This is a genomic window from Pseudoscardovia suis (genome assembly GCF_002797875.1).
Taxonomy (GTDB): domain Bacteria; phylum Actinomycetota; class Actinomycetes; order Actinomycetales; family Bifidobacteriaceae; genus Pseudoscardovia; species Pseudoscardovia suis.
This window is the reverse complement of record NZ_PGFC01000001.1, coordinates 286,776-307,495: the sequence shown is the minus strand read 5'-3', so window position 1 is coordinate 307,495 and position 20,720 is coordinate 286,776. Positions and strand designations below refer to the sequence as shown.

Below are 20,720 nucleotides of genomic sequence, written 5' to 3'. Positions count from 1 at the left end.
GAGTCTCCTTGGTGCGCCGCGGTCAGCGGAAGTTGCTCGACAGCGCGTCGAGCGTGGATGCCTGGATGGTGATGGCGCCGTCGCCGGACGTGTAGTCGAATGGGATGGGGTTGCATCCGCCGCTGAATCCGATGGTCGCCAGGTTGATGGCGACGCCGCAGCGTTTGCAGATGATCTTGCCGTCCTTTTCGTAGTAGCCGGCGTCACCGCAGTTGGCGCAGGCGTCCAGGCCGATTCCGTAGGCGGAGCCGTTTTTCTTGATGATGATGAAGCGCATGACGGTGCCGTCGGCGGCGGTGTATTTGAAGCGGTGCAGGTGGCCGTCGGAGACCTGCGCGTAGGTGATGGTGATGGTGCCGTCGCTCATCGAATACGCTTCCGGCGGGGATAGTGTGATGGTTTCTTGCGTCTTGGCGACGCCGTATGTGAGGGTGACGGTGATGCCGACCACCATGACGAGGCTCCAGATGGCGGCGGCGATGGCATGGCGGCGGTATTTGAGGCGCATGCGCACGACGGCGGCGTTGGGCTCGCTGTCCATGGCGTAGACGACGGGCATGCCGGGCAGGAACCGGAAGTCCCGGCCGGAGATGGGCGCGGTGGGTTTCATGCGCATGCCGTAGACGATGCTCATCACGATGAGCACGAGGAACACCGCTGCCTCGCCGATGGTGAACCATGTGGAATGGTTGACCAGTTGCACGAGCACCCGGAACGACGTGCCGCGCAGGCGGATGCGGCGCACGGATTGGAGCACCTTGGCAAGGTCGACCGCATGCTCGGCGAGCACGAGGGCTTCGAGCAGCAGCGCCACGAGCACGAAGCTCCATCTGGGCAGCGTGCCGCGCATCGTGCGAAATATCGCGGCGGCAATGACCGACAGGGCGATGCCCAGCACGAAGCCGAGCGCGCGCAGCAGCATCTCGGAGGTGAACACCGGTTCGCCGGGAACAATGAAGTTCGTCAGCTGCAGCACCACGCCGGGCAGCGCGCGGAACGCCATCATGGCGATTGCGCATGCCGCCGCCGCGTTGCACAGCGCATACCTGCGCGTGCCGGGGCGTGCGGCGGCGCCGGCGATGATGGCGGCGAACCCCAGCAGGTCACACACCACGCAGGCGATGAGCGTAGGCACGTTCACGGCGGTGCGCTGGGTGATGATGCCCGTGCCGCGCAATGCCGCGAAGACGATCGCCGCCGTGATGCCCAGGACCAGTCCCCCGGTGCGCAGCCGGGCGCTGCGCGCCTTGACGACGCCCTCCCCTTCGGGCAGCAGGACGGACATGACCATGACAACGAGCGCCGTGGCCAGCGTGCCTTCGCAGGCTTGGATGAATTGGACGAGCATGAAGTGCCTTCCCTGATGCGGCGCGTGGCGCGCACGGCCGTGTTCGTTGCTTTCTCACGCCTCGAGCCCCGTGGAAGTCACAGCTCTTCCGCGGGGCTTGAGGCACAGGCTTTCGTGAATGGGGCTACCGGCTGCCGCCGGGTCGCCTTGCCATCCAACGGGGTTTCTTATTCAACTGGGCTTGCAACTGGGCTTACCGTTCGACCGGACTTACCATTCGACCGGCGTGTAGTTCCAATCGGTCCAGCTGACCACAATCGGATCGGTCCAGAAGTGGCCGGTCACGCCGGTCTCGGAATCGGTGTGGAGCATCCAACCGTTCTCGGCGGGCGAATGGATCGTCAGCTTGAGCGTGTAGCTGCCCGCCTGGTCGAGCTTGACATTGCCGCCATAGTGCGGACCGTCGGAGGCGTTCATCTGCATGAACGTGCCGGACGTCGCGGTGGAGCCGTCGGCGTTGTTGATGATCTCGTATTCGATCGTGCAGTCAGGCACGAAGTCGCCGGTGGCGTAACCCAGGTTGTTGTCGGCGAGGGCGTGCACGTCCGCCTCGAGGTGGAAGCTCGCCTCAGCGGCGGACAGGCCCATGCCGGAAGGCTCCATGTCGACGGGCTGGAAGTACACGGCGCCGATGTTGAGCGGGCCGGACTGGACGTCGTCGCCGATCGGGATCTCTTCAAAGCCGGCGGAATCGCTCGACGAATCGGACGACGAGCTGGATGCGGAATCAGAAGCGGATGCCGTGGATGCCGCCGAGCTCGAGGAAGCCGAGGACGTGCCGCAGGCGGCGGTTCCCAGCGTCATGATGAGCGCAAGCGCCGCGAGCGATGCCATGTGCTTCTTGTTCATCTGTTTCTTTCTCCTTGTGTGGGGTTAGTGGTGTGAATGGAAACGGTGAGCGACGAATCGCCACCACGTCTTGAGTTCTTCAGCGCCGTCAGCGCTGCCAGTACTTTCAGCACCTTCACTGAAGGGCGCTATCGGCCGCCTCGGCGTCCTTCGCCGGCTGCACGGATTCCTCGGCAGGCTGCCCGGACTCTTTTGCAGGTTCCGCGGATTCATCCGCAATCTGCTCGGGTCCCTTCGCAGGCTGTGTGGTTTCCTCGGTGCGGCGAGCGGCCTCCTCGCGGCGGCGCTTAACGGTCGAAACCGTGAACAGCACTGCGACGATCACCAGCATGACCGCTTGGAACGCCACGGTCTGCACGTAGGGGTAGATGCCGAGGAAGTCGTTCGTAGGCCATGTAGGCATGAACGTGCCGTCGAACACATCCGCCTCGATCAGCTCATGCAAGCCGCCGCCTGCGAACACGACGACCATGAGCGCCATGAACAGGCTGGTGATGAAGAAGAACGGGCCAATCGGAATCTTCACCGACGTGAAGCGGATGAGCAGGAACACGATGACAAGCACCACGGCCGCCGCGATGGCGCCATGCCAGATCTGCGACTCACTGCCCGCCGCCATGCCCAGCAACGCCTGATAGAACAGCACGGTCTCGGCGCCTTCGCGGAACACCGCGAGGAACGACAGCAGCGCCAGCGACAGCACGCTTCCGGCGGCGACGCTCGCCTCCGTCTTCGTGCGCACGTAACGGTTCCACGATTCGACCGACGACTTGGAGAGCATCCAGTTGCCGGTGAACAGCAACATGAGCATTGCCGCGAGCGCCGTCCATCCTTCCACGAGCTCCTGGTTGGCGCCGGACGCGCCGTAGACGACGTTGAGCACGACCGCCATGATTCCCGACGCCGCCAAGCCCAGCAGGATGCCCAGGTAGATGAACTTCACCGCGGGCTTGTTGCCGGTCTTGATGAGGTAGGCGATGATGGCGGCGACCACGAGAATCGCCTCGAGGCCTTCGCGCAGGAGGATGAGGAACGCCTGGCCGAACGACGAGTTGAAGAATTTCTTGACGGGGTTGACGTTCGATGCGGCGCCGCCGTCGAGGATCCCCGCGTCCTCGGTGAGCATGGACTTGAGCTGTTCGACGTCCTGCTCGGTCTGCGTGAGGCTGGCGCCGGTGGTGCCGACCATGTCTTTGCGGCAGGTCTTGAACTGGTTTTCGACGAGGGAGACGCGGGCGCCGCTGATGGCGTTCATCACGGTTTTCTCGAAGCCAAGCTTCTCGTAATACTGGTAGTACGCGGTGTTCACGAGGTCGGAGCCCGCGCGGCCGTCACCGGCCTGCGTCTTGGCGATCGCCTGGTCGAGGATGTCGGTCATTTCGGCTGCCACGTCGCTCCACGTGCGGTCACCGCGCCCTTCGTTGACGCGTTTCTTGTTGGCGTCGAGAGTCTGGCGTTCGGATTGGATCTGCGTGGTGCGCTGGGAGGCGTAGGTGCGCGGGTCGGCGACGGAGGAATCGGCGTCGAGGGCGGCGGCGCTGGCGTTGACGGACGCTTCGAGGGCGGCGCGCTGGGCTGCGAGGTCGGTGTCCGCGCCATCCTTGAGCGTCAGCTGGGTGAACGCGGTGAATGCAGCGCTTTGCTGCGCGTAGGCGTCCGGGTCCTTGATGGAGATCGCGTTGGCGAGGTTGGATGCGACGTAGACCTGGTTGTTGGCGCGCTGGGCGGCGGAACGTGCACCCGCCTTGTCGCCGTTCGTATAGTCGGAGACGGCTTCGTCCAGCTGGTCGGCCACTCGCCCGGCGATCTGGGTCCACGAGTCCGCGTCCGTAGCCTCTGTGTAAATGGTGCTGGCGCTTGCCGAATCCGACGAGGATGCGGATTGGGTTGACGAGGAAGAACTGCTGGTGTCTGCCATTGCGAGATCTGCGGCGGGAACAACGAACGCTGCCATGCACATGAGGGCAAGCACCAGCAGTGAGTGGAAGAAACGCATCCAAGGCTTCACATATGCGAGGCGCGGTCCAGGCACCGCTCCGGCGGCCGGGGGTGTGACGAAAGGTCCCCGATGTGCCGAAGGCTGCGGCTGCTGCCGTGCCGTGGACTGTTCTGGCATGATGTGCATGGACATGCCGTGCGCCTCGCTTTCCGTTGTGCGTTTCCGAGAATGAAATTTACGGAAGGCGAAAATGAAAAAACAGTCTTGTTTTTCAAATTTTTCCGTCATACAATCACGCGCACGAACGCGGGCGCACTCCCCTGCGCCACCCTTCGACCGCCCGTCATCACAAGGAGACGAAACCGTTGCAATCACAGCCTTTGAGCACGCGCCTGCCGTTCATCACGACCATGCCGAAGGCAGTGGGGACCGGCATCATCATCCAGTCCGGGGAGCCTTTCGACGAGGAACTGGAGCGTTCACTATGTGAGACGGTCTCGAATTTTGAATCGGCATTCAGCAGATTTTCCGCCACGTCGAAGGTGGGCATGATAGCTCGCAGTGACTTCGGAGGCATCGGCGGCAGCAGCTGTGATATCGCCGGCAGCGTCGGTGGCATCGATGGCATCGGCGGCAACGCCGTGACAACGGCAGAACGTGGCAAGGCGCGCATGATCGCATTCCCCGAATATGCCGCCGCGCTGTTCGACATCTACGACACCTTCCATGCCGCCACCGGCGGGGCGTTCGACCCATGCGTCGCCTCCGACCTCGTGCGGCTGGGCTACGGCCCCGACCTTGCCATTGGTGCACACGCGAATTCTGCGGGCGCAATCTCCATGGGTTCCCCGGGTTCGGCGAGCGCCACGGGTCCCACGGGTTCCGCTGGTCCCACAGGCTTCACAAACCCCTCGGGTTTCAGGGACTCCGCAACGGCCGCGCCGCGCTGGGGACGCGACGTGACGCACGAGGGCCCCGTGCTCATCCTGCTCGGGACGGCAGTGAACGGCGTGAGCCTTGACTTCGGCGCGGCGGGCAAAGGGTTCCTCGTCGACCTGCTGTCCCGGCAGATTGCAGGGCGGATGCCCGGATGCGATTATGTGATCGACGCCGGCGGCGACATGTACACCACCGTGGACATCACCGTGGCGATGGAAAGCCCGTGGGACGACACCGAGGCCGTCGGCGTGGTGCAGCTGCCAGCCGGCAGCGCGCTGTGCGCAAGCTCCCCCAGCCGGCGCCATTGGACGGTCGGCGACAGCCTGCAGCAGGTCCATCACCTTCTGGACGCCCTCACCGGCGAGCCCGTGCGCACCGTCGCCGCGAGCTGGTGCATGGTGCCCGGCGGGAGCACCGACTGGCCGACGGGCTGGTGCGACGCCCAGTCCACCGCCGCATTCCTGGGACTGACGCACGGGTTCCCCTTTGCGCGCATCATGAGCGACGGCAGCGCACAGGTCTCGCCCCGCTTCCCTGCCCGGCTCCACTACCAAAACTGATTCAACGCCTGATCCGGCACCTGCCCGGACTCCCAATCCAACACCTGACCCGACGCCCAATCCAACAGCCAAACCAACCGCCAAACCAACCGCCATCCCCGCGCCCGACTTGACACCCGACCTGTCACCCGACCGACGGTGACCTCACGTTGTGACCGACCGGTGCGGCACACGCGGTAATAATGGTGGTATTGCGCAGGCATCGGCATCGCCGGCCCGCGCGCACGTCTTCGACCAGCCCAAGGAGGCAGCATGACCGATTTCCATTCATCAGGCGCACCGGGACCTGTCGCACCCCAAGCGCCCTCGGGCAGCGTCTACGGCAGCTACGCCGCCTACCTGCCGCGCGTCATGGACATGCTCGTCACACACATCGAGGATTTCGACCGGGCGACGCGCCAACGCACAGGCGAAGGCGCCTACGAGCATTTCAACCATCGCATCAAGTCGGAATCGAGCATGCGTGAGAAATGCGAGCGCAAGGGGCTTCCCGCCACGCCGGTCTCCGCCTTGCATGACATCCACGACGCCATCGGCTGCCGCATCGTGTGCAGTTTCGTCGACGACATCTACGCGCTGGTGCGCCACATCCGCACGCGCCCGGAGTTCGAGGTGATCGAAGAGAAGGATTACGTGCGCCACCCCAAGCCGAACGGCTACCGCAGCTATCACATGATCGTCTCAATCGCCACGCCGTTCCCCGACCCCACGGGGGCGACGCCCGGCCACTATCCCGCCGAGATCCAGCTGCGCACGATCGCCATGGATTCGTGGGCGGCGTTGGAGCACCAGGTCAAATACAAGAAGGACTTGGGGGCGGCGAACGTGCAGATCGTTACGGCGGAGCTCAAGCGCTGCGCCGATGAACTGGCGTCATGCGACCTGCAGATGCAGACGATCCGCAACCTGATTGCCGAAGACAACGGCGGCATGGATGACGGCATGGATGACGACGGCGCGGCGGCGCGCCAGCCCAAGGAGGCATGACATGAGAATTCTCATTGCAGAGGACGAGCAGGAACTGGCACGCGCCGAAGCCACAATTCTCAAGCTCAACGGATATGACGTGGACGTGGCGCAGGACGGCGCGGAGGCCGTGGACCGGGTGAAGTCCGCCAATTATGACGTGATCGTGCTCGACGTGATGATGCCGCGCGTGGATGGCATCGAGGCGTTGCGGCAGATTCGCGGCATGGGGGTCACCACGCCCGTCATCATGCTCACCGCCAAGGCGGAGGTGGATGACCGCGTCACCGGGCTTGACGCGGGCGCCGACGACTACCTGACCAAGCCGTTCGCCATGAAGGAGCTACTGGCTCGCATCCGTTCGCAAGCGCGGCGCGCCACGAGCTTCACCCCCACGCAGCTCAATTTCGCCGGTCTCACGCTCGACGTGAGCGAGCAGCAGATCAGTTCGGAAAACACGATGCGGCTTTCCGCGCGCGAGACGAAACTGCTTGAGCTGCTCATGCTCAACCCCGACAAGGAGTTGTCCACGCAGACAATATTCGAGCATGTGTGGGCGGATGACCCGCAGGCGACAAGCGAACTGGTGTATGTGTATGTGTCGTATCTGCGTTCCAAGCTCGCCGCCGTGAGTGGCAGCGTCGCGATCGCCGGCGAGCGCGGCGGCAGCTACCGTCTGGTACAGACCGACGATGCGAGCGGTACAAGCGGAGCGGACGGCGACGGCGCGCTCTCCTCAGGCAAGGACGGGCGCTCATGAGCGCGTGGAGCGTGCGCCGCGCCAAGCGCAGGGAGCGCGTGAGCCGGCGCATCGAGGACGAGGAGAAGCTGGGCAACACCGAAATCGGCAGGCTGCGCCATCGTTTCATCCGCATCGCGATGATCGCCATTTCGGTGATCCTGCTTTTCATACTCATCATCATCAACGGCACGATGGGCGTAATCATCAACATCAATCTCAACCGCTCCCTGATACGCATCGCCGGCGAGCAGCCCGACGGCTACTACACGCAGGCGGACGAGGGTGCGCTGCAATCGCTGGGCGCGCAGCTCATGCCCAACGTGCGCATCACGTCGGTGGATTACTACGTGCTGACCGTCGACCCCAACGGCACGGTGCTGAGCACCGACGCGCACACGATGTCGGAGTTGACTGCCGTGCAGGAGGCCGACATGGTCTCCCTGACCGTGCTGCACAATCCCACCCTCGAGCCAGGGCGCACGGTGAAGTTCTCGTATGCCGGTGAAAGCTATGCCGCCCGGGTGGTCGACAAGGAGGCGCAGACGCAGGCGAAGGCCGAAGCCAGCGCAGGAGCCTCCGCGTCAGCCTCGTCGGCGGCATCAGCGTCGTCATCATCGGAATCATCTCCTTCGGCGTCAGCATCATCATCCTCTGAATCGTCCTCGGCATCGGCGTCGGAGCCGGCAGCGGGGTCATCGTCATCCTCGACCTCGGTGTCTGCCGCGCCGTCGCAGTCATCCTCATCATCACCGTCAGCCGCGTCATCCTCGCAAACCTCGTCAGCCGCGTCATCGCAGTCATCACCGTCATCACCATCAACGCGGTCATCGCGGTCATCCGCCTCCGAATCGGCCTCCCCCGCGCCCTCGCCCACCTCGAGCGCCTACAACGCCGACAACGACGCATCCGTCCAGGACGGCACGATTGACATCGTGTTCCTCAACTACACGGAGGTTCACAACTGGCAGCGTCAGTTGCTCGACATGTCGGTCATCATCGCGTTCCTCTCGGTGTTCGTCTTCTGGCTTGTCGTGGTGAGCCTGTCGCGCCGCGCCGTGGAGCCCAGCATCAAGACGCTCCAGACGCAGAAGCGGTTCATCACCAACGCCTCGCACGAGCTCAAGACGCCTGTCTCCATCATCAGCGCAGACGCCGAGGTACTCGAGGCGGTGAACGGCGAGAACGAGTGGACCCGCAGCATCATCAACCAGTCCAAGCGCCTCAATGACCTGATTTCGGCGCTGGTGAGCCTGACCAAGGCCGAGGAGAACGAGAAATTCCATCTGGCGGACGTCGACATGACCCAGCTGGCGACGAAAGCGGCGCAGGACTTCGCGCCCGTCATCCAGCAAGCCGGCAAGACGCTGCAGACACACATCCAGGATGATGTGCACGCGCAGGCCGAGCTGCGTTCCATCACCGAGGTGCTCAACATACTGCTTGACAACAGCGCCAAGTATTGCGATGACGGGGGCATGGTCGACATCACCCTCGCGCCCCGCCAGGGCATACGCGGCGGCGTGGCGCTCACCGTTTCGAACGACTACAAGGATGGCGCCGGACAGGACTACAGCCGCTTCTTCGAACGCTTCTACCGGGCGGACGAATCGCACAACTCCGGCAAGCAGGGGTTCGGCATCGGCTTGGCGATGGCGCAGGAGCTCGTCACGCGCATGAACGGCACAGTGGACGCGTCCTGGCATGACGGGCGCATCAGCTTCACCGTGAACCTGCGCTGACCCGCGGCGCTGCGCAGGGCATCCGAACCCGCGCAGCGGCGTCGAAATTCAAGCGGAAACGCAGCATGAGGGCGCGTCACGCTACGAAACTGAAACGTCAACGCTTAGAATGTAGAGCAGACCGGCGCAGACGCCGTCACCACCAGTCCTCACAGCAATTCCTCACAAGGAGAGCACCATGAGCGTCATCAGCGTGTTCATCGCAAGTCCAGAAGGCGGCAACGGCCGCAACGTCGTGGCAAACGGCGTGGCGAGCGTCCTTTCGCACAGCTACAAGACGCAGATCTACCGCCCCGCCACCGACCCGGGCGAAAAATTCACCGCCGTGCTGCTGCGCACCGCCGGATCCAAGATCTCGGCGAAGCAGGCCACCGCGACGACCTCCGACGCGGTGCGCGCCAACCAGACGCTGGCGCGCGGCGACGTGGCGCGCGGCTACCACACGTTCTGCGACGCGACGCAACCCGAAGCGTGCGTGCTCGTGGGACGCGACGCCTCCCGCATCGCCGAACCCGAGGCTGCGGTCATGGACGCGCGCTTCGCGGCGGACACGCAGTCGGTCGTCATGCTCGCCGTGTGCACGCTGCAGCGCGACGCCGGGCAGCTGCGCGCCACCGTGCTCGCCTACCGCGACCTGTATGCCCGCAACGGCGTGCCCCTCGCCGGGGTGTTCGTCACCGGCTGCAAACCCAACAAGGAGGCGCAGAGCCTCGACGTCCTTTCCGACCTCAAGGTGCCGGTGTGGACGCTGCCGCCAATGGATTGCACGAACGACGAGGAAGCCGCCTGCAGCCTGCCGGTCTTCCACGACCATGCCCCGGCACACGAAGTGCTCGCCGCCTGCCAGGCCAAGCGTGACCTGCCCGTGACGCCATACTTCTTCCAAAACGACCTCATCGCCCGCGCCCGCCGCCACCACAGCACCATCGTGGTTCCCGAAAGCCTGGAGCCGCGCATGCTGCGCGCCGCCAACTACCTGCTCGAACGCGACGTGGTCGACATCCTCTTCGTCGGCGAACGCGACGAAATCCTTGCCGCCGGCGCCGACATGGGACTGGAGCATCTGGAGATGGCCAAGTTCCACTCCCTCCACGACGAGCGCCTGCTCGTGCCGATGGTGGACGAGCTCGTGCGCCTGCGCAGCAAGAAAGGCATGACGGAGCAGAAGGCGCGCGAAACGCTCAAGGACCCCACGTATTTCGGCACGATGCTCGTGCAGCTCGACCAGGCGGACGGCTTGGTCTCCGGTTCCATCAACTCCACCGCCAACACCGTGCGCCCCGCGCTGCAGGTGATCAAGACAGCCCCGGGCGCCTCGATGGTCTCCGGCGCGTTCCTCATGTGCCTGCCCACGCATGTGGCGGTGTTCGCCGACTGCGCCATCACGCCCAACCCCACCGCCGAGCAGCTGGCGGACATCGCCCTGCAGTCCGCCGCCACGGCACGCGCCTTCGGCATCGATCCGCGCGTGGGCATGCTCTCCTACTCCACCCTCGGCTCAGGCAAGGGACCGGACGTGGACCTGGTGACCGAAGCCACCCGGATCGTGCATGAAAAGGAGCCCGACCTCGCCGCCGTGGGCCCCATCCAGTTCGACGCCGCATGGTCGCCCGACGTTGCGGCGACGAAGGCACCGGGCAACGACGTGGCGGGGCATGTGAACGTGTTCGTGTTCCCCGACCTGTCGGCGGGCAACATCGGATACAAGGCCGTGCAACGCTCCTCGGGCGCCGTCGCCATCGGCCCGGTGCTCCAAGGCCTGCGCCGGCCGGTCAACGACCTGTCGCGTGGCGCGACCGTGCCGGACATCATCAACACCATCGCGCTCACCGCGGTGTGCGCGCACCAGTGAACGCCGCCGCCCCTGTACCGTGCGCGGGGTAACCTAACACGTGGAAAGCACCATTTCCCAATAATCTGATGGAGGAATCCAACAATGGCGAAAACCGCTCTTGTCATCAACTCGGGCTCCAGCTCGATCAAGTACCAGCTCGTAGACCTTGATTCCCAGGAGGGCATCGTCTCCGGCCTCGTCGAGAAGATCGGCGAAGCGGGCGACGGCCACTACGTGTACAAGTACAACGGCGAGAAGCATGAGCTCGAGGAGCCGATCCCGGATCACGAGACCGGTCTCAAGCGCGTCCTCGGCTTCTTCAAGGAATTCGGCCCCGACCTCAAGAACGCCGGCATCGTTGCCGTCGGCCACCGCGTGGTCCAGGGCGGATCCGTGTTCCCCAAGCCCGCTTTCGTCAACGCCAAGACCATCCAGCAGGTCAAGGACCTCGCCGTCCTCGCCCCGCTGCACAACGGCCCGGAGGCCATCGGCGCCGAAGTCATGCTCAAGCTCCTGCCGGACGTGCCGCAGGCATTCGTATTCGACAGCTCCTACTTCTTCCAGCTTCCTGAGGAAGCCAGCACCTACGCTCTCAACAAGCAGGTCGCCGAGGAGTATCACATCCGCCGCTACGGCGCCCACGGCACCTCCCACGAGTACGTGGGCGGCCTCGTGCCCGCTCTCATCGGCAAGCCTGCCGAAGGCCTCAAGCAGATCGTGCTGCACGTGGGCAACGGCGCTTCCGCTTCCGCCCAGATCTCGGGCAAGCCGATCGACACCTCCATGGGCCTGACCCCGCTCGAGGGTCTCGTGATGGGCGGCCGCACCGGCGACATCGACCCGGCCGCGGTGTTCCACCTCATCCGCAACGCACACATGGACGTTGACCAGCTCGACGAGCTGTTCAACAAGAAGTCCGGCCTCGCCGGCCTGTGCGGCCACTCCGACATGCGCGAAGTGCACGCCCTCGTGGCGGAAGGCGACAAGGACGCCAAGCTCGCCCTCGACGTGTACGTGCACCGCATCATCAAGTACATCGGCGACTTCACCGCTCAGATGGGCGGCGTGGACGCCATCACCTTCACCGCTGGCGTGGGTGAGAACGACGACATCGTGCGCAAGATGGTGTGCGACCGCCTCGCTCCGTTCGGCGTGAAGATCGACGAAGAGAAGAACGCAACCCGTTCCAAGGATCCTCGCATCATCTCCACCCCGGATTCCTCCGTGTTCATCTGCGTGATCCCGACGAACGAAGAGCTCGCCATCGCGCAGAAGGTCACCGCCCTGGCCGAGGCCGGCGTGGACTCCTACGGCAACAAGGTCGGCGAGTAGGTCGAAGGCACGGTCGCGGTAGGCCGCTGGCCGTGGCCGCAGACCGCAGACCGCAGACCGCTGGCCGTGAGACCACAGTTTGCTGGTCGACGTGGTTTTCAGCGTCCGACGACGTTGAAAACCACAAATGATTCGGCAGCACCGAACGAACTCAAGGGGCCGGTTCCCTCCACGGGACCGGCCCCTTTTGTATACCCCATGATTCCCGTCAGCGCATCGCGCAGGCATGGCGCAGGCACGGCACAGGCAAACGAAATGATACGGTTCGTCGCCGAAAACGGAGGACACAACCTCCTAGAACAGGTTCCAAACTTCCGTCTTCGGCGACATATCAATGGGTCGCCGAAGACGGAAGTTAACCGGCCGATCCAACCCCGCCAAACCTCCACCATCGGCGACACCACCAACCACTCGCCGAAGACGGAAGATACAGACTCTTAAATAAGATTCCTAACCTCCACCATCGGCGACACATCCATGGGTCGCCGAAGACGGAAGTTAACAGACCAATCCGACCCCGCCAAACCTCCACCATCGGCGACACCACCAACCACTTGCCGAAGACGGAGGTTACAACCCCACGAACGGCACCCCAAACCTCCACCATCGGCGACACACCAACCCACTCGCCGAAAACGGAAGATACAACCCCACGAACGGCACCTCAAACCTCCACAATCGGCGACACATCCATGGGTCGCCGATTGTGGAGGTTACAGGCCCGAAGCAGAGGCAGCTCCTCTACAAGCGGAATTGCATGAACCAAACAAACCCATACCATCCCGCGAACAGATACGAATCCCCACTTCCCGTATTCCTCTCTCCTCATCCTATAGGAGTTCGGACTCCGCTACCGGCGTATTTTTCTTTCAACGAGATGGGAGAAATCTTCAATGTACCGCGTCTCTTGTTGGACAGTACGAATCATCTCATTGTCACTGCAGCCCACTGTCTGCATGGCGGGAAAGGCCATAATTGGTCCCAGAACGGCGTGTTTATTCCTGCATACGCTCCCGGGAAGAATAACGTCGGATATCCTGTCAGGACGCAGCGGGTCTTCACTGATTGGATCTCATCCGGTACAGCCACACTTGCCAACATCAAGAACGACGTAGGGTTTGCGACTGTCATCGACATGCCTTCGTCATTATCTTTGAGTCAGTTCGGTTCTTATCATGTAGGACACAGTGGACTCACCACATTCTCAGCACATATCACAGGTTTTCCTCATGATCCGGGTAACAATAAAATCAAGTACTCATATGATGCCACTACACATTTTGTACTCGGCCATACGGATACCAGTGAACCTCCTCGCCCTTACGGGCGAGGCTTCCAATTCTTCGGCAGAGATGATTGCCTAGGAGTTGGCTACACGGCCTTGATGTCGGGTCGCGCCCCGGTTCCGGGGATTACTCCATGCTCGGCACCGTCTTCGGTTGGAAGATCGGCGTGGCCCGGAGATATTTGACACGAATCGGTTTGTCCATGTCTATCGGCGTGTAAGCGCCGTGCTGTGCGCGCATCAGAATGTTGATTGCGCCTACCGCGTCACGGTTGCAGGTGAAACCGCAATTATGGCAGTGGTATCCACGCCCATTGGGGTGGTTGCGTGTTTGGCACGCCGGGCAGGTCTTGGACGACCAAGCCTCGTTGATGTGTCCGACCGTGCTGCCGGTCTTGTGTTCGAGCAAAGTCCCTTGTTTGCCGCGTGACCATTGGGACAACCTGCGGCGTTGGTTCTTGGTGTTTTTGATGCGCTTGGCCTCGTCCTTGCGGGTGTTCTTCTCGATGTCGCGCACGTCTCCCGCGACGATGCGCCCGGCGTCATGTGCCTGTATGAAGTCCGCGACCTTGCGTGTGGTCTGGTGGTTGGCGTTGTGCAGGGCGGAATCGGTCATGGCCTCAATGCGCTTGCGTTTCGCGTTGAGCTTGTGCCAACGCTTCGAGCCTTTGACGCAGCGTGACAGTTTTTCCTGAAGCGTGGCGATGCGAGTGTTCCTGTAGTGTTTGATGGCGCGGGCGTGACGCCCGTTGATCACCAGCACGTCGTAGGAGTTCTCGGTCTCGATGGCGACGGTCATCGGGTTGATGATGCCCTCGTCTATCGCGGCGATGATGTTCGGATTGCCCTGTGGCGGTTTCGGGGTCGGCACGCTGACATGGAGGCTCCACTTGCGGGCGTTGTGGTTCCAGCACAGTTGCATGGAACCCCAGCGTTCAGGCGGAAGAATCTCGCCGGTCTTCGGGTCCGCAATCTCGGGGAGGGGAAGTGTGATGCGCTTGTGGCCTTTGCCGAAACTCAGAGCGATGTGCTGCCTGTCCGGTGTCACTCGCCAGCCGAAGCCGGCGGAGAACTCCAGAGGTCGATAGTTCTTCTCCCGATGTGGCGCTCTGGCGTTGTTGTCACCGGAGTCGCGGTTCGAGCGGTATGTCGAAATGGCGTCCATCAAGTCACTGAGGATTAGCTGCACCGTGTGCGCATGGAGGCCGTCACGGAGGTCGGGGCGTTGTTCATAAAGGAAGTGCCGCATCTCCTTTTCGGTGGGGTCGGTCTTGTTTTCTTTCCAATACTCTTGAATCGAAGCAAGGAAGAAATTCCATAGCGACGCCGCATTGTGGCACGCCTCATGGGCACGGCGATAGTCGGCGCCGGAGAGACGGATGGGCACGACGGCAACCCTCCATGTCTCACTGTCTTTGGTTCTGGCGCTTCTTTTCATGACTCTCATTCTATCACATGGTCTATGATTGTGCTATGGCTGAAATCACACATGATTGGCATACCGGTAGGCATGTGGTCTATGAATTGCATGCCCATATTGTCCTCGTCACCAAATACCGCCGCGAGGTGATGTCCCCAAGAGTGACGAAACTGCTGGGCGACACGTTCCGGGAGGTCTGCGAACACTTCGAGTGCGAACTTGAGGAGTTCGAGACCGACAAGGACCATGCGCATCTCCTCGTGGCCTACCCACCGAAAGTCCAGCTCAGCAAGCTCGTCATGAGTCTGAAGACCAACAGCAGCAAAAGAGTCCATGAGCAGGACTGGCAGGAAGTCCGAGCGGCCTTGTGGGGCGGCCACTTCTGGTCGCCAAGCTACTGCATTGTGAGCTGCGGCGGAGCACCGCTGGAAATTATCAAACGATATATACAAGACCAGCAGAAGCCAAACAGAAAGTATGCGCGGCGGTCTTGACCCCTCCCTCACGGGAAGAGATTGCGACCGCAATTGTTCAATCCGAAACCATCGTTGGCAATACAGGTTGGTTAAACGGAGTATCCTCAATGTCAAATGGTAAGCAGGACTTTAGTCCTCGGTTTACCGATCGCATCTATAACTTGTACACAACCGCACTTGCAGACAGGTGATTCCCGATGCACCAGCACACACACAACCGCCACGGTCACATCACGAGCATCGTCATCGCCGTCGTGCTCGCCATCGCCGTCGCAATCGGCGCAGCGTATTGCACATGGTTTCACAATCTCAACGACCGCATGCCGTGGACGCGGGTGTATCACACGGATGTGCTCATCACAGTGACGGGTCGCAGCGGCAAGCCAATCTCGGGCTGCGACGTCATGGTCACGCCTCAGCGCCACGAGCCCAGAAGCTCGGTAAGGGAATACACCTACACGAACACCGACGGCACCGCGCGCATCGACGGGGTGAGTTCCGGCCAGGCGAATGTGACGGTAAGCTGTCTGCAACGCACAGCAGATAGGCAGTGCGACGCTGGATACGATTCATGCCTGTCGGCGGATTCCCTTACGCAGGCGAACAACAGGGCGGCAACCGCCGATGGCGATGTGACGAATCATACGATTCCCGTGATTATCGGCAGCGAATCCCCACAGATGGTGACCGTGCCACTCGGCGAATGGTCCGATGAGTCCATCTGACCTCGGTAGGCGTCTGCGAAGCACGGCGCACCGAGCACCACCGCGCACTCACTACCGCAGCGCGTCGAGGATCTGCTGATGCAGCAGCCCGTTGGTCGCCAGACCGATGACCGATGGCCGCAGACCGATGGTCGTGAGGCCACAGTTTGCTGATCGACGGAGGTTTCAGCGTCCGACGACGTTGAAACCCACAAACGATTCGGCAGCACCGAACGAACTCAAGGGACCGGTTCCCTCCACGGGACCGGCCACTTTTGTTATACTCACCGATTCTCATCGGCGCATCGCGCAGGCATGGCGCAGGCAAGCGAGACGGTATGTTCATCGCCGAAAACGGAGGATACAACCTCCTAGAACAGGTTCCAAACTTCCGTCTTCGGCAACATATCAATGGGTCGCCGAAGACGGAAGTTAACAGACCAATCCGACCCCGCCAAACCTCCACTATCGGCGACACATCCATGGGTCGCCGAAGACGGAAGCTAACAGACCAATCCAACCCCACCAAACCTCCGCCATCGGCGAAACCCAAAACCGTCGCCGAAAACGGAGGATACAGACCCCTAGAAAAGATTCCTAACCTCCACTATCGGCGACCAATACAATAATCGCCGAAAACGGAAGTTACAGGCACCGAAGCAAGGTCCCAAACCTCCACCATCGGCGACACACAAAACCGTCGCCGAAAACGGAGGATACAGATTCCTATAGGGATTCCTAACATCCGCCATCGGCGACCCCACATCGCAGGGGATGACCAAGCGGACTGAGCACAGCACTGTCCCGCTTGGCGAGGGGCATGATAAAAGGATTCGGCACAGAAATTAGTAAGGGAATTCCCTGGTGCTGTATGGCTGGCTTGAAGGCTGAGCACGGTGGATTCCCAGATGTGTGCCCGGGGGCGAAGGGCAGGCGTGATTTTGTGATTTTTTTCGCGCGAACTAGTGACATTCCTCTCGATTGCCGCTAACCTGTGTGGCGACGACACCAACCGGATGCACCAGGAGACCTGGCGCGCGGCATTGCATGCAGCCGGCACGGCATCAGACATCCAGGATTCGGACAGGTGGCGCACCAGCACCCTTATTCGCCACAAGGCCGGAGGAAGCATGAGCACCATCGACAACCCCAATCAAACCACATCGCAATCCCCCACATCGCAATCCCAAACAGCGCAATCCTTCACAGGGCAATCACTGGCATTACACGACACAACAGCAACCGCCGACCCTGCTGCAACCAAGCCTGCTGCAACCAAGCCCACTACCACCACCGCAGCCACCGCTGGCACGTCTCGCCGTAACCGTTTGCAGACGCGCGACCTTATCTCCGTCGGCGTGTACACCGTGCTGTATCTGGTGGTCATTTCAATCGGCGCGCTCATCACGCATCTCATCCCCGTGGGCATGCCATTCACCGGCTTCATCTGCGGACTGCTGGGCACCACTCCCCTCATGCTGCTCATGGCCAAGACGCCGCGTTTCGGAGCGATCAGCATCATGGGCTGCCTCCTTGCCGTGCTGATGGGCGGGGTGCATGGCAACTATTACACGGTCGCCACGTCCATCATTGCCGCGGTAATCGCCGATGTCATCGCCACGCGTGCCGCCACCACCGCCAACGCCACAAACACCAGCACCGCCACCACAACTCCAAACACCACCGCCACAACCCCCAACCACCGCAAGCGCCGCACAGGCACCACGCTCGCCACAGCAGCCGTATTCAACCTGTGGAACATCGGCATGTTCCTGCCGTTCTACATCGGCCGATCCTCATACCTGCAGCAACTCGCCGCAAGCAGGGGCGCCGAATATGCGAACCGCTTGGCAGGGCTGTTCCCCGCATGGACGCTTCCCGTGGTCCTTGTGCTCGGCATCGTCGGCGGCGTGCTCGGCGCACTGATCGGATTCGGACTGCTGCGCCGCCACTTCCAGCGCGCAGGGCTCGTCTGACCCATCCGTCTGACCCAACGCCTGCCCCCTCATCAAGGCTCACCCAACCCATCACCCAACCAATCGGATGCATCCATGCATATGAGTTCCCTCGCCCAGCGCGGCCCGCTTCACTGCGATCCCCGCACCAAGCTCGCATTCACCCTCACCGTCGGATGCTTCTGCCTCACGTCCGCCGGCGGCACTGCACCCGCAATGCAGTGGGTGCGTTGGTTGCTTTCCGCCGCGGCATTCGTGCTGCTGGCCTGCTCGGGACGTGTGCGGCAGGCGCTGTGCATGGCAGTGTTCGCCGGCATGTGCATCGGCGTGGCGCGTCTGGCGGTGACCTGGCAAGGATCATTCGCGTGGCTGTCCACGATGTCGGTTGCGATGTGGATGCAGATGCTGCCCAGCGGCGTCGCCGCGTATTGGCTGATGGCGACAACCACGGCGAGCGAGCTGACCACCGCATTGCAACGGTGGCACGTGCCGCAGGCGATCACCATACCGCTGGCGGTGATATTCCGGTTCTTCCCCACCGCCACGCAGGAGCAGCGCGCGATTCGCGACGCGATGCGCATGCGCGGCGTGCGCGTGCGGGGCCGCAAGGCGAGGCTCATGCTGGAATACCGGATTGTGCCGCTGGTGGCGAATGTGGTGCGCATCGGCGATGAACTCACCCAGGCCGCGTTGACGCGAGGGCTTGGCGAGCGCCGCGACCGCACGAGCATCGCCAAGGTCGGTTTCGGTGCGTTCGACATACTGATGTTCGCTGGCTGCGCCGCATGCTATGCCCTGTGGGCGCTCACTGCCGCGGGGGTGGTGCGATGACACGCGCGGCAGTGCAACTGGACCATGCTTCGTTCCATTACGCAACGGGACGTGAGGGATTGCACGAGACCACCCTCGCCTTGCCTGCCGGGCAAGTGGTCGTGTTGTGCGGGGCATCAGGATGCGGGAAGACGACGCTCACGCGGCTGATCAACGGGCTGGCACCCCAATACTTCCCCGGCGCTCTCACCGGCACGGTCACGGTCGGCGGAACGGACACCCGCAACGCCGACATCGCGGCCCTTGCCAAGCAAGTGGGATCCGTGTTCCAAAATCCCAACACCCAGTTCTTCACGATGAACGTGCGTGACGAGCTGGCTTTCGCCTGCGAAAACTTCGCCATGCCGCCTGATGAAATCCGCGCACGAGTGGAATCCACCGCCCGCCGATTCCATCTGGAAGGCCTTCTGGACCGTCCGCTCGCCGACATGAGCGGAGGGCAACTGCAGCGCGTCGCCTGCGCGGCGGTCTCCACCACCAACCCTGGCATCCTCGTGCTGGACGAGCCGACGAGCAACCTTGACGCAACCGCCATCGCCGCCCTACGCGCCATCGTCGCAACATGGAAAAGCGAAGGCCGCACCATCGTCATCGCCGAACACCGCCTCGCCTGGCTCGACGGTCTCGTCGATACCGCGATCCTATTGGATGGCGGACGGATTGCACGTGTGTTCTCCCGCGAGGAATGGCAAAGGCTGACCGACGCCGAACGGCGGAGCTTCGGGCTGCGGCCGCTCACGCTGCAGCAGTTGCGCGATGACTGCGAGCGCAAGGAGCACACACCGTTGCATGCACCGGTTCACGCAACCGAGCATGCCACGCCCGCTGCTGTTGATACCGGACGCATAATCGCGCATGTTGATACCGGACGCATGCCTGCCGCTGTCGACACTGCCAGTACGTCCACGCCGATTGACGCCGGCCACACATCCGTGTGCGGGGAACCGCTCGCGCCTGAGACAACGTTAGTGCGCGGGGCAACGCCCGCCTATCACGTCCGCGGATTTCGCTACCGGTATCCTCACGCGCGGCGCGACAGCCTTGACATCGCGGCACTGGACCTGCCGTGCGGCGCCGTCACGACCATCGTGGGATTGAATAGCGCGGGCAAATCGACATTCGCACGCTGCCTCCAAGGTCTCGACCGCCGATGCAAGGGCACGCTCATCACCCCTGACGGCGTGCGCCTGCAGGCACGGCAACGGCTGGACGTCTGCACCACCGTGCTGCAGGACGTCAACCGTGAGCTGTTCACCGAATCCGTGCTCGCCGAGGTCATGCTCTCGCAGCCGCATGAAAATGAGCAGGCGGCGCTGAATGTACTGGACTCGTTGGGATTGCGCGAGTGCGCCGACCGGCATCCGCTGTCGCTGTCCGGCGGGCAAAAGCAGCGTGTGGCGATTGCCGCGGCAATCGCCAGCGAACGACCGGTCATCATCGTGGACGAGCCGACCAGCGGGCTGGATTTGCATCACATGCATGAGGTGTCGCAGCTGATTCGCGGGCTCGCCCGGCGTGGCAGGACGATTGTCGCGGTCACGCATGACCCCGAGTTCGCGTTCGAGGTCTCGGATTATGTGGCGCATATCGTCAACGGGCGTCTTGCCGACTGGTATCCCCTTGCATCCCCGGGCAGTGCCGGCAAGCTGTTTGACGCGCTGGTGCCGCACATCGCATGACCTGTCCACGCCGGATAGGATGCAGCGCGTGGCCCGGATAGACGCGCAGTCCGTCTAAGCAGCGCCGCATCCTGCAGTGCGGCCTGACGCTGCCGCATTCGACGCTGCTGCGCCGGACCGCG

15 protein-coding genes are annotated in these 20,720 nt (G+C 62.6%); 11 read left to right on the top strand and 4 right to left on the bottom strand.

Annotated features, from left to right (window positions below):
* Positions 1–22: 22 nt before the first annotated feature.
* The 3 genes from CLV65_RS01140 to CLV65_RS01130 all read right to left on the bottom strand — a co-directional run bounded on the left by CLV65_RS01140 (position 23) and on the right by CLV65_RS01130 (position 4,328).
* Positions 23–1,348, bottom strand: coding sequence for a DUF2318 domain-containing protein (locus CLV65_RS01140; protein ID WP_094690986.1), 1,326 nt, complete (start codon positions 1,346–1,348; stop codon positions 23–25).
* A 210-nt stretch (positions 1,349–1,558) separates the two neighbouring features.
* Positions 1,559–2,197, bottom strand: a complete 639-nt coding sequence (locus tag CLV65_RS01135; protein WP_094690987.1) for an iron transporter — start codon at positions 2,195–2,197, stop codon at positions 1,559–1,561.
* Between the two features lie 115 nt (positions 2,198–2,312).
* Complete coding sequence (locus tag CLV65_RS01130; RefSeq protein WP_244569118.1) at positions 2,313–4,328, bottom strand: FTR1 family iron permease; 2,016 nt, start codon at positions 4,326–4,328, stop codon at positions 2,313–2,315.
* 173 nt (positions 4,329–4,501) lie between these two features.
* Here CLV65_RS01130 and CLV65_RS01125 point away from each other — a divergent pair, with 173 nt between their 5' ends.
* The 6 genes from CLV65_RS01125 (at position 4,502) to CLV65_RS01100 (ending at position 12,248) form a co-directional block, all read left to right on the top strand.
* The gene (locus CLV65_RS01125) at positions 4,502–5,635 is read left to right on the top strand and encodes an FAD:protein FMN transferase (RefSeq protein WP_144441860.1); all 1,134 of its coding nucleotides are present in this window, start codon (positions 4,502–4,504) and stop codon (positions 5,633–5,635) included.
* Between the two features lie 252 nt (positions 5,636–5,887).
* Positions 5,888–6,622 carry a GTP pyrophosphokinase gene (locus CLV65_RS01120; protein WP_244569119.1) on the top strand — a complete coding sequence of 245 codons (735 nt, stop codon included), beginning with the start codon at positions 5,888–5,890 and terminating at the stop codon, positions 6,620–6,622.
* A 1-nt stretch (position 6,623) separates the two neighbouring features.
* Positions 6,624–7,361, top strand: a complete 738-nt coding sequence (locus tag CLV65_RS01115) for a response regulator transcription factor (RefSeq protein ID WP_094690989.1) — start codon at positions 6,624–6,626, stop codon at positions 7,359–7,361.
* Positions 7,358–9,082 (top strand): sensor histidine kinase, encoded by a 1,725-nt coding sequence (locus CLV65_RS01110; protein ID WP_094690990.1) that lies wholly within the window; start codon positions 7,358–7,360, stop codon positions 9,080–9,082. The genes CLV65_RS01115 and CLV65_RS01110 overlap by 4 nt, the downstream gene beginning before the upstream one ends.
* Positions 9,083–9,260: 178 nt before the next feature.
* Positions 9,261–10,934: a phosphate acetyltransferase gene (gene pta / locus CLV65_RS01105; RefSeq protein ID WP_094690991.1), complete on the top strand. Its 1,674-nt coding sequence runs from the start codon at positions 9,261–9,263 to the stop codon at positions 10,932–10,934.
* Positions 10,935–11,018: 84 nt separating this feature from the next.
* Complete coding sequence (locus CLV65_RS01100) at positions 11,019–12,248, top strand: acetate/propionate family kinase (protein WP_094690992.1); 1,230 nt, start codon at positions 11,019–11,021, stop codon at positions 12,246–12,248.
* Between the two features lie 1,412 nt (positions 12,249–13,660).
* Here CLV65_RS01100 and CLV65_RS01095 read toward each other — a convergent pair.
* A complete protein-coding gene (locus CLV65_RS01095; protein WP_158216094.1) occupies positions 13,661–14,971 on the bottom strand; it encodes an RNA-guided endonuclease InsQ/TnpB family protein in 1,311 nt (436 codons plus the stop codon).
* Positions 14,972–15,006: 35 nt separating this feature from the next.
* On the opposite strand from CLV65_RS01095, the gene tnpA reads away from it, so the two are divergent.
* The 5 genes from tnpA to CLV65_RS01070 all read left to right on the top strand — a co-directional run bounded on the left by tnpA (position 15,007) and on the right by CLV65_RS01070 (position 20,598).
* A complete protein-coding gene (tnpA, locus tag CLV65_RS01090) occupies positions 15,007–15,447 on the top strand; it encodes an IS200/IS605 family transposase (protein WP_094690994.1) in 441 nt (146 codons plus the stop codon).
* A gap of 179 nt (positions 15,448–15,626) precedes the next feature.
* Complete coding sequence (locus CLV65_RS01085; protein ID WP_094690995.1) at positions 15,627–16,154, top strand: carboxypeptidase-like regulatory domain-containing protein; 528 nt, start codon at positions 15,627–15,629, stop codon at positions 16,152–16,154.
* 1,109 nt (positions 16,155–17,263) lie between these two features.
* Complete coding sequence (locus CLV65_RS01080; RefSeq protein WP_157847181.1) at positions 17,264–18,109, top strand: MptD family putative ECF transporter S component; 846 nt, start codon at positions 17,264–17,266, stop codon at positions 18,107–18,109.
* Between the two features lie 75 nt (positions 18,110–18,184).
* On the top strand, positions 18,185–18,919 hold the full coding sequence (locus CLV65_RS01075; RefSeq protein ID WP_094690997.1) for an energy-coupling factor transporter transmembrane component T: 735 nt from the start codon (positions 18,185–18,187) through the stop codon (positions 18,917–18,919).
* Entirely contained in the window at positions 18,916–20,598 is a 1,683-nt protein-coding gene (locus CLV65_RS01070) for an ABC transporter ATP-binding protein (protein WP_158216095.1), read from the top strand. The genes CLV65_RS01075 and CLV65_RS01070 overlap by 4 nt, the downstream gene beginning before the upstream one ends.
* Positions 20,599–20,720 lie beyond the last annotated feature (122 nt).

Coding starts and splice junctions, on each gene's coding strand:
- pta (WP_094690991.1), top strand. CDS start 9,261: ATGAGCGTCATCAGCGTGTTCATCGCAAGTCCAGAAGGCGGCAACGGC.
- CLV65_RS01085 (WP_094690995.1), top strand. CDS start 15,627: ATGCACCAGCACACACACAACCGCCACGGTCACATCACGAGCATCGTC.
- CLV65_RS01075 (WP_094690997.1), top strand. CDS start 18,185: ATGCATATGAGTTCCCTCGCCCAGCGCGGCCCGCTTCACTGCGATCCC.
- CLV65_RS01120 (WP_244569119.1), top strand. CDS start 5,888: ATGACCGATTTCCATTCATCAGGCGCACCGGGACCTGTCGCACCCCAA.
- CLV65_RS01080 (WP_157847181.1), top strand. CDS start 17,264: ATGAGCACCATCGACAACCCCAATCAAACCACATCGCAATCCCCCACA.
- tnpA (WP_094690994.1), top strand. CDS start 15,007: ATGGCTGAAATCACACATGATTGGCATACCGGTAGGCATGTGGTCTAT.
- CLV65_RS01140 (WP_094690986.1), bottom strand. CDS start 1,348: ATGCTCGTCCAATTCATCCAAGCCTGCGAAGGCACGCTGGCCACGGCG.
- CLV65_RS01095 (WP_158216094.1), bottom strand. CDS start 14,971: ATGAAAAGAAGCGCCAGAACCAAAGACAGTGAGACATGGAGGGTTGCC.
- CLV65_RS01070 (WP_158216095.1), top strand. CDS start 18,916: ATGACACGCGCGGCAGTGCAACTGGACCATGCTTCGTTCCATTACGCA.
- CLV65_RS01135 (WP_094690987.1), bottom strand. CDS start 2,197: ATGAACAAGAAGCACATGGCATCGCTCGCGGCGCTTGCGCTCATCATG.
- CLV65_RS01100 (WP_094690992.1), top strand. CDS start 11,019: ATGGCGAAAACCGCTCTTGTCATCAACTCGGGCTCCAGCTCGATCAAG.
- CLV65_RS01115 (WP_094690989.1), top strand. CDS start 6,624: ATGAGAATTCTCATTGCAGAGGACGAGCAGGAACTGGCACGCGCCGAA.
- CLV65_RS01110 (WP_094690990.1), top strand. CDS start 7,358: ATGAGCGCGTGGAGCGTGCGCCGCGCCAAGCGCAGGGAGCGCGTGAGC.
- CLV65_RS01130 (WP_244569118.1), bottom strand. CDS start 4,328: ATGTCCATGCACATCATGCCAGAACAGTCCACGGCACGGCAGCAGCCG.